The following is a 455-nucleotide window of genomic DNA, read 5'->3' on the forward strand; positions in this document are numbered from 1 at the left end:
TCTGGCATCGCCTACTGCAAGACCATGGCGCTGTGCCTGGCCGGCGGCATCAGCGAAGCGCCAACCGCCAACCGCGAGGCGCAGCCGGCTGCGGGCAGCAGCGCAGCGCTCTGGCTGAAGTGGCTGCAAGACCCGCACAGCCCGCCCTATCGCGCCTTGCTCCTGCGTGATCAGTCGTTGCTGGCGGCCTTGCTGCCAAGCTTCTCCATCACCGATCCCACCGAGTGGAACGACAGCGACAAGCTCTATGCGGCGCTGAGCAAGGTCATTGCCAGCGACGATGCCGGCTTGCGCCTGCGCACTTCGCTGCAACAAGCGATCAGCGACGCGCAAGGCGCACTCAACGCGGCCAGCCAACGCCTGCACCCGCTGGCAGGCCCCGGGGTTCAGCGTGCGGTGATGCGCCTGAACTGTGCCAGCCAGTGGCTGTACAACGGCGTACAGCTGGTCGAGTT

General features: G+C 66.6%; 1 pseudogene. It reads left to right on the forward strand.

From position 1 onward, the window contains the following. A pseudogene (locus AAZU54_RS27295) lies at positions 1 to 455 on the forward strand (T6SS effector BTH_I2691 family protein); the annotation flags it as partial.

This window comes from Pseudomonas sp. Je.1.5.c, assembly GCF_051129895.1.
Taxonomy (GTDB): Bacteria; Pseudomonadota; Gammaproteobacteria; order Pseudomonadales; family Pseudomonadaceae; genus Aquipseudomonas; species Aquipseudomonas urmiensis.